This window comes from Gordonia jinhuaensis (assembly GCF_014639795.1).
GTDB lineage: Bacteria > Actinomycetota > Actinomycetes > Mycobacteriales > Mycobacteriaceae > Gordonia_B > Gordonia_B jinhuaensis.
Map to the genome: position 1 here is coordinate 1 of NZ_BMGC01000101.1, position 939 is coordinate 939.

Consider the following 939-nt stretch of genomic DNA (forward strand, 5'->3'; position numbering starts at 1 on the left):
AAGTACGTGAAATGGCACGTCAAACGGGCTCACCACGCCGCCTGGCCGCAACCAACGAAACCAGCCGTCTACGCATCCAGACCCCTTAACTGAACGGTATTGCGGCTAGCGCCGTACTCCCGTCGCCGAGCATCACCGACATATGTGGTCCAACCAATTGTGCTGCGGTACGCGCTATTTGAGTCTTGGCTCCGGCGTTGCGCCGTCGACGCAGCGCGAAACCTTCGTCAAGAGGCGAAGTCTGGACGAGGCTCGCCGCGCCGCGGACCCGCCGGATCACACCCTGCTCGGCCAGTGCGGCGAGATCACGTCGCAACGTCGGCAGACTCGCCCCGGTGACTTCTTGCATCTGTGCCAGCGAGGCGCTGGGCTGCTGGCCGAGCAGGGTGAGCAGCATGGCTGCGCGTTCGTCGGGGCGCAGGCCGACTCGGCCGGACCGGTCTGATGACATTGCTTCATCGTATGAGCGAAGATGAGCGAAAGCCGAGTCGATGCTGTGCGTTTCTTCGGGTTCGACTCACCGAGTAGCGCGGCGGGCGGTGTATTCACCGGGCGTTCACGCGGCGTCATCTGTTCTCCATCTTGATCGGTTGTGATCGGTCACGCGTCCGAACCGGTTCGACAGACCGGCTGAGGAGCCCGATCATCCACTCGCCCGACGTCACGATGAGGTGGCCGTCCGCGGGAACCAGCCGGGGTGATCCGTACGCAGATGCGACCTACGACGCAAGGATGCAGACGACCGTGGCATATGAACCCAGCCCTGACAACGGCTTGACCGGCCACCCCAGCGATGCGGATATGAGCGTGATCCCGCCGGAACTGCGGGGTAAACCGCAATACCGTTCAGTTAAGGGGTCTGGATGCGTAGACGGCTGGTTTCGTTGGTTGCGGCCAGGCGGCGTGGTGAGCCCGTTTGACGTGCCATTTCACGTACTT

At 62.8% G+C, this 939-nt stretch carries 2 protein-coding genes; one reads left to right on the top strand and one right to left on the bottom strand.

All coding sequences use genetic code 11. The annotated features are described in order from the left end of the window. Window positions 1-85: 85 nt before the first annotated feature. Entirely contained in the window at window positions 86-451 is a 366-nt protein-coding gene (locus IEW22_RS19815) for a DeoR family transcriptional regulator (RefSeq protein WP_188589122.1), read from the bottom strand. A 293-nt stretch (window positions 452-744) separates the two neighbouring features. On the opposite strand from IEW22_RS19815, the gene IEW22_RS20350 reads away from it, so the two are divergent. Next, window positions 745-939: hypothetical protein (locus IEW22_RS20350; RefSeq protein WP_229742941.1), on the top strand; the 195-nt coding region annotated here is incomplete at its 3' end.

Coding starts and splice junctions, on each gene's coding strand:
- IEW22_RS19815 (WP_188589122.1), bottom strand. CDS start 451: ATGTCATCAGACCGGTCCGGCCGAGTCGGCCTGCGCCCCGACGAACGC.